We start from the raw sequence: 7,792 nt of genomic DNA on the forward strand, positions 1-7,792 counted from the left end.
TCTACCCATTCCCCCCCAGATGTCAAGCCGGATTTTGTTAAGAAAGATGTGAGTAAGGCATAGCTTCTTAAGGGGGGCTAGGGGGGATCAGTCTTATCTGAACCGTATTGCATTATGTCCTAATTATTCATCTCTCTCTTCTCTGACTCTGCGCCCTCTGCGCTCTCTGCGGTTTAATCGTTCATAAACAACCGTAAATATATAAAATAATACGGAGAATTAAAGTAGTGCTGCAAATAGAAAAGTTAAATAAGTCCTATGGCGAGCGTTCAGTGCTTAAAGATTTAACACTGCACATTCAAGCTGGAGAAATTTACGGTTTGCTGGGACCAAACGGGGCGGGCAAAACTACAACTATCAATATTTTATGCAATTTGTTAAATGCCGACAGCGGTCAAGTTTCTATTAATGGCGAACCTGTTTCCGAAGCTACAAAATTGTTAATAGGGGTAGCGCCTCAAGAAAATTTGCTTTACAAAAGCCTTAGCTGCGAGGAAAACCTCAACTTTTTTGCTCAAATTTACGGCTTAGAGCGCAAGCAGCGGCGCTATCAAGTAAGACACTGTTTGAAAGCAGTAAATTTGACAGATAGAGCTACAAGCCCAGTAGAAACTTTGAGCGGAGGAATGCAGCGCCGTTTGAATATTGCGGTAGCATTGGTGCACCAACCTAAATTAGTAATTTTAGACGAACCGACAACTGGTTTAGATATTGAAGCTCGCTATGAAATTTGGGAGTTAATTCAGCGCTTGCAATCGGAAGGAATTACAATTCTGCTGACAACTCACTTGTTGGATGAAGCTGAGCGTCTTTGTCAGAGAATCGGAATTCTGAAAAATGGCAGTATTGTCGCAGAAGGTAGTTTAGAAGAGTTGCAAAAACTGATTCCGGCTCAAGAAATTATCGTGGTAAAAACCGACGAAGAAGCTGAAGTCATCGCCCGCGCTAAACAATACAGTTTCATCCCGCGCCGCTACGGTAGCGATTTAGCTTTTTGGCTGCCGGAACGTTTAGAATTAAAAGAGATTATTTTGCTGTTCGACGGGATTTCTATTGATTCAATTGCTCGGTATCCCGTGCGATTAGAACATATTTATGTCGAAGTCACCAAACAAACTGCATCTTAATCTGCGTTCATTAGCGTACATCCGCCACCCTCTGCCGTTAAAGTTCCAAAGTAATTAACTGAGCAATTTCATCCGTTTGAAAACCCAACGCCATCGGCTTTTGCACTGCTGGAATCACCTGCACATCATACAGTTCCGTGACAATTCCTTCAAACCGCAACCAGTGAACGATCGCCCCCGTAGTCAAATCGATCGCCATCATACCACAGCGCGGCTCAGCATCCTTTGCTACCAACAACTCATCCAATTCTAAACCGCTAAAAGTATTGTCACCACCCCGAGGTTTCGACAGTCCAACAATTGCCCAATTTTGCCAAAAAGCCAGTCCTCGGACATAGCCCGGACAAAACGCAATTGCCTCAAATTTCCCTGTCTCTAAATCCACATAACCAAATTCTCCCCGCCCCGAATTCAGCAGCCACAATTTGTCTTGATACCAGCGAGGTGAGTGCGGCATTGACAATCCTGTGACGATGATATCATTAGATTGAATATCAATAACTATACCGCCATTTTTTCGGCGATCGCGCCAGCCATCCACCACATCCGACTGACTCGACGCCGTGACATATTTCGCCTCCCCAGCCACCATTGCCAAACCGTTGAGGTGACAGCGGTCTTCATTTATATATTGTGAGATAAATTGCGGTTTCCAGAGAGGTTTGCAACTGTGGCGATCGCTCAAAGTAGCGATACAATTAAACAAAGTGCTAATAAAAATGATTTGATTATTTTTATCGACAGCGATATCGTGAATGTCGATATCACCTGTAGTATAGCCGATTCTTGGTATATATAATTTATCGTATCCTTGGTATAATTTCCCGGATTCTAAGACATTATCTAATTGCCAAAGTTGATATTTTGAACTTAAATAAAGGCGTTCCGGCGTGCAGAATAGCCCCATTGCGCGATCGAATATTCGCCAAAAAGCCGAGATTCTGTTGGTTTCTGGCGCAGCACCGATTAACATTAACCTGCTGGTTTGATAGGTAGTGCAAGCGAGGCTGATTTTTTGTTGAGTTAACCAAGATGGCAAATCGCGATCGCCAAAAATCTCGTGTTCGGAGACTGTATTGAAAGTAGCTTGTTCGTTATTCATAGAATCTAGAGGCATATCTTTAATATATCCAAAATGTAGCGCGATCGTAATTCCCTCGCCTTGCGGGTTTTATCGAGCCTACTTGACCAAACTCAACATTCATCTGCGTCCATAGCGCGTACATCCGCCACCATCTGCGGTTAAAATTCCCAAGTAATTATGTCCTCATGCCAAAGATCCGACTTTTCCGACTTTACGATCCGACTTTTCCGACTTTACAGAGGCAGGGGCCCGAAGCAATGATAGAGATAGGGAAAGCCAACCCACGATGTCTAGATTGTAAAGAGATCGTAAACCTGGATGTTGTGTTGCGAAATGTTAAATAAAGATATGCTATAAAAGATATGTCTTGGGTATGATACATTTTGGTTGCATCTAAGTTATAAAAACCCATTCCCCCACGAGGCCTGTGAAAGCCCACTTCATATCAGGACTACCCCGCTCAGGCTCTACTTTACTGGCTGCACTACTACGACAAAATCCCCGCTTTCACGCTGCGATGACATCCCCTGTCGGGGGTTTAGTGGAGAGAATGTTGGAAGCCATGAGCGAAGATAATGAGTTTTCCGTATTTATTTCCCCTGAACAAAAACGGGCACTGATTATGAGCATCTTTTGGGCCTATTACCACCCGCAAGCTGAAAAAGAAGTGATATTCGACACAAATCGCCTTTGGTGTAGTAAATTGCCACTAATTCTGGAACTATTTCCTGAAGCAAAAGTGATTTGCTGTGTCAGAAACATCGCCTGGATTATGGACAGCATTGAGCTACTGATTCGGCGCAACGCCTTTGATGTTTCCCGGTTATTTAATAATCCAGCGGAACGGGCTACAGTTTATAGCCGTACCGAAGCATTAAGTCAAGGTTCGCGTTTAGTTGGTTATGCTTATAACGCTCTTAAAGAAGCATTTTATAGCGAACAGAGTGCATCTCTTCTACTGGTAGATTACGATTTATTAACCAAAGGGCCGGCTAAAACCATGTCGTTGATTTATCAATTTCTGGGCGAGGAACCTTTCGAGCATGATTTCGAGAATGTTGAATATCAAGAGCCAGAATTTGATAATAAATTGAAAACAACAGGGTTACATCAAGTGCGTTCTCAAGTCGAGTTTAAGCCGAGAACAACTATTTTACCCCCCGATTTGTTTGAGCGATTTGATGGCTTATCTTTTTGGACAGAGGCAACAAATAGCCGCGCCAGCACTATTGTCGCGAAAGCTAAATGAACCGTAAAACCCATTGGTGTCAACTTAAGATCAAACCCAGTCAGAGACTGCTGTTTAACTATTAACGCCAGATCCCCCCTAGCCCCCCTTAAGAAGGGGGGGACAGGAATCTTCTCAAAGTCCCCCTTCTTAAGGGGGATTTAGGGGGATCGAGACTCGGCTAAAAACGAGATTTCTCAAGGGTTTTAGGCGATTGTGGACACCAATGGGGTACGACGCCGTGTCCCTACTAATAACTAAACTCCTCGCCAGCGAGGACTAATAAACTCTTCAGTCTTCATAGCGAGGACTTAAGCTTTGATGCGGGGGTTTCAACCCCTGCCGGACTTAAATGTAAACGACAGACAACAGGATTGCAGCAATTATGAACTCATCAACCGCCAACAAGCAAATTATTTTCGTTGACTCCTCTGTACAGAATTATCAAAACCTGATAGAGGGCGCAGATGCTAACGCCAAAATAGTCATTTTAGATGACAAGCGTAGTGGCATTGAACAAATTACCCAAGCACTGGCTAGTGAAAGTGGCATTGAAGCTGTTCATGTAGTTTCTCACGGCAACCAAGGCAGTTTAAAACTCGGTGCAGACGTACTGAATGGGAATGACCTCGAAAAATTCAACACTCAGCTAAAACAGTGGGGAAATGCTCTGACAGAGAACGGAGATATCCTACTTTATGGATGCGATGTAGCCGCCACAGAAACTGGCAATAATTTTGTCAAGCAATTGAGCGAACTCACAGGTGCAGATGTCGCAGCCTCTAACGACTTAACAGGAAATGCAGTTAAAGGCGGCGACTGGGATTTAGAAATAGTAACGGGCCAGATTGAATCCGCCGTGCCGTTTAATCGGCAGGCGATGGAAGATTATGACTATACACTGGCTAACTTTGATGTCACGGTGGCAACCGATGATGGCAGCGGCACTGTAGCAGGCACATTAAGCAAAGCAATTTTAGATGCGAATGCCCTAGCCGGAGATGACACCATCACCCTCACCACAGGTGTCACTGTTACAGGGGTAATGAAGACCCTAGTTAACAGCAACATTAATTTTATTGGCAATAACAATAGTGTCAGTGGCGACAACCAGTTTCGGCCCTTCTTTGTCAAGTCGGGAACCGTGAATTTCTCCGACATGACTGTCACCAACAGCAAAGCCCAAGGAGGGAGTAGTAATCAAGGTGGTGGCGGCGCTGGTATGGGAGGCGGCTTGTTTATCTATGACGGTAGCGTCACGGTGAATAACGTCACTTTTAGTGGTAACAGCGCTGTCGGCGGTAATGTTAGAGAAGCAAGTTTGAGTAGAGGTGGTGCCGGAATGTTCGGCAACGCTGGCGGCAACGGCGGCGGCGGGCTATTTGCAAGTAGCACCAGCGGTACTGGTGCTTATGGAGGTAACGGCAATTACGGCGGCGGCGTTGGCAGCTTTGGCGGCGGCGGCGCTGGCTTTCGCGGTGGCGGCGGCTTTGGCGGCGGCGGCGGCAGCGGCAGCAGCGTAGGCGGCGAGGGCGGCTTTGGCGGCGGCGGCGGCTATGGCACCTATGGCGGCGGCGGCGGCGGCTTTGGCGGCGGCTTTGGCGGCCGCGGCAGCGACGCCGGCAGCAGCGCTGCTGGCATGGGCGGTGCTGGCATGGGCGGTGCTATCTTCATCCGCACGGGCTCTTTAACCCTCAATAGCACCACATTTACCAGCAACACCGCCACTGGTGGCACAGGCGGGTTCTTTGGCGCTGGCCAAGGCTTAGGCGGTGCCATCTTCGCCATGCAGTCTCTCACCAATACCAGCGGCAACAACAAAGGAATGCCCGCTGCTTTGCCCACCGTTATTTCATCAGCAGCCACCTTCACCACCAACAATGCTGCCAATGCTACAGGCAACACCCCCACCAACGGCATCGGCACCAACCAGAATAACGACGACGTTTTCGGGACTATTGCCGGCGCACCCACACCAGATATCGCTGTCACCACTCCCGCCGTCACTCCTACTACTCCTACTACCCTACTAGCAGGCACAACCAACCAAAAACTCTACGAAATTGGCTTAGCCGTTTCCACCTTTAACGCCCAACTCACAGGCGTTACCCTCACTCCCAGCGGCACTTACACCCCCGCAGACATCGCTGGTTTCCAACTCATTTACTCCACCGACAACGTTTTAGATGCGGGAGATACCCCCCTCAGCACCCAAACCCTAGTCGCCTCCGGCAGTGCCCTGAACTTTACCGGGTTCACCCAAACCATCAACACCGGCACCACAGGCTACTTATTCCTAACATCTGACATTGCCACAGGTGCCACCGAAGGCAACACCATCAGTATCGACGCACCTACCCTCGCTAACTTCACCTTCGCCACCGGCAACAAAACTGGAGCTCCCACCGCAGGCGTCGAGCGAACCCTCGACGGCATCCCTACCATTACCAGCGTCGAGGTTTCCGCCAATACTTACGGCATTGGCGGAAACCTCGACTTCACGGCAACATTTAGCGAACCCGTCACCATCACCCCCGGTACTGGTAGCGCCAACCTCCCCATCACTCTCGACACTGGAGGTACTGTCAATGCCACCCTCACGGGCACCGGTGCGTCATCCGCTACCCAAACTTTCCGTTACACCGTAGCATCAGGCAACCTTGACAGCAATGGCATCACTGTAGGCGCTAACTTAGCACTCACAGGCGACGCGACGATTCAAGATGCTACTAAAAATAATGCCACCCTGACTTTAAATGGAGTCAGTGCAACAACAGGCGTATTAGTTGATGGTGTTGTCCCCACTGTTACTATCAATCAAGCTACAGGGCAAACAGATCCAACATCAACATCTCCAATTAACTATACTGTCACTTTCAGCGAACCAGTCACTGGTTTCGATGCGGCTGATATTGACTTAAGCGGCACGGCTGGTGCAACTACAGCAACGGTAACGGGTAGCGGTGCTAATTATAATGTAGCAGTTAGCGGTATGACTGCTGTGGGAAGTGCGATCGCCACAGTGAAAGCAGGCGGTGTCACTGACATTGCGGGTAATACCAATACTGCTAGTACCAGTACCGATAACACAGTTACCTACGATAACATTGCCCCCACTGTTACTATCAATCAAGCTACAGGGCAAACAGACCCGACTGCAACTTCACCTATCAACTATACCGTCACCTTTAGCGAACCCGTCACAGGTTTCGATGCCAGCGATATTGACTTAACTGCAAGTACAGCAACAGGAACATTAACACCAACTATCACAGGTAGCGGCCCCGTTTACAACGTCGAAGTCAACGGCATGACAGGGGGAGGTAATGTTATTGCTAGCATCAAAGCTAACGGCGTTACCGATACAGCAGGCAATAACAATACTGCCAGTACAAGTACCGACAATACCGTTGTTTATAACAACACCTTCCCCACAGTTACATCCATCAACCGCCTTGCGACATCTCCCACTGCTGCGGCTACCGCCACCTACGAGATTAAATTCTCAGAAGATGTAACAGGCGTTGACGTTTCTGACTTTAGTTTAGCCCCCACTGATGTAACTGGTGCAGCTATTGGTACTTTAACTGCTGTTGATGCTAAGACTTACCAACTGCAAGTTAACACAGGTACGGGCAGCGGTTCAATTGGATTAAATTTAGTTGATGATGACAGCATCAAAAATAGCTTGGGAGTGCCATTAGGCGGTGCAACTGCTGGCAATGGTAATTTAACGGGACAAGTTTATGAGATTGACAAGACTCCGCCAACTGCTAGTTTAAATGCTGTTGCTGATATTACGACAGCGGGAGGAACAAGTCAAACATTGACAGTTACTTTCAGTGATAATAATGCTGTCGATGTTTCAAGTTTGGACAGTTCTGATGTTTTGATAAATGGGTCAGGCAGCGCTATTCCTGCTACGTTTGTCAGTGTCGATACTAATAGTAATGGTACACCTCGGACAGCAACTTATTCCTTTGTTCCCCCAGGCGGAAGTTGGGATAATACTGACAATGGAACTTACAGTGTTAACTTGCAAGCAAGTCAGGTTAAAGATGGACTTGGCAATCTTGCTGTTGCTGGTAGTTTAGGGACTTTTAACGTTAATGTTGCGGCACCTGCGCCGGCCCCCGCACCTGCACCTGCCCCCGCGCCCGCACCGGCCCCCGCACCTGCACCTGCCCCCGCACCTGCACCTGCCCCCGCACCTGCACCCGCACCTGCACCGGCGCCCGCACCGGCCCCCGCACCTGCACCGGCGCCCGCACCGGCCCCCGCACCTGCACCGGCGCCCGCACCGGCCCCCGCACCTGCACCGGCGCCCGCACCGGCCCCCGCACCTGCACCGGC

At 48.4% G+C, this 7,792-nt stretch carries 4 protein-coding genes; 3 read left to right on the forward strand and 1 reads right to left on the reverse strand.

All coding sequences use genetic code 11. The features are described 5' to 3' along the window. Positions 1 to 227: 227 nt before the first annotated feature. A complete protein-coding gene (locus tag QUB06_RS33280) occupies positions 228 to 1,127 on the forward strand; it encodes an ABC transporter ATP-binding protein (protein WP_333152491.1) in 900 nt (299 codons plus the stop codon). A 37-nt stretch (positions 1,128 to 1,164) separates the two neighbouring features. On the opposite strand, the gene QUB06_RS33285 is transcribed toward QUB06_RS33280, so the two are convergent. Further along, a complete protein-coding gene (locus tag QUB06_RS33285; protein WP_333438962.1) occupies positions 1,165 to 2,229 on the reverse strand; it encodes a TIGR03032 family protein in 1,065 nt (354 codons plus the stop codon). A gap of 409 nt (positions 2,230 to 2,638) precedes the next feature. Here QUB06_RS33285 and QUB06_RS33290 point away from each other — a divergent pair, with 409 nt between their 5' ends. Both QUB06_RS33290 and QUB06_RS33295 read left to right on the forward strand, forming a co-directional pair. Continuing rightward, positions 2,639 to 3,460: a sulfotransferase gene (locus tag QUB06_RS33290; protein ID WP_333438958.1), complete on the forward strand. Its 822-nt coding sequence runs from the start codon at positions 2,639 to 2,641 to the stop codon at positions 3,458 to 3,460. A 364-nt stretch (positions 3,461 to 3,824) separates the two neighbouring features. Continuing rightward, on the forward strand, positions 3,825 to 7,792 hold a 3,968-nt coding region (locus QUB06_RS33295; RefSeq protein ID WP_333438960.1), incomplete at its 3' end, for a DUF4347 domain-containing protein.

The sequence above is a fragment of the Microcoleus sp. D2_18a_D3 genome (assembly GCF_036702455.1).
Lineage (GTDB): Bacteria > Cyanobacteriota > Cyanobacteriia > Cyanobacteriales > Microcoleaceae > Microcoleus.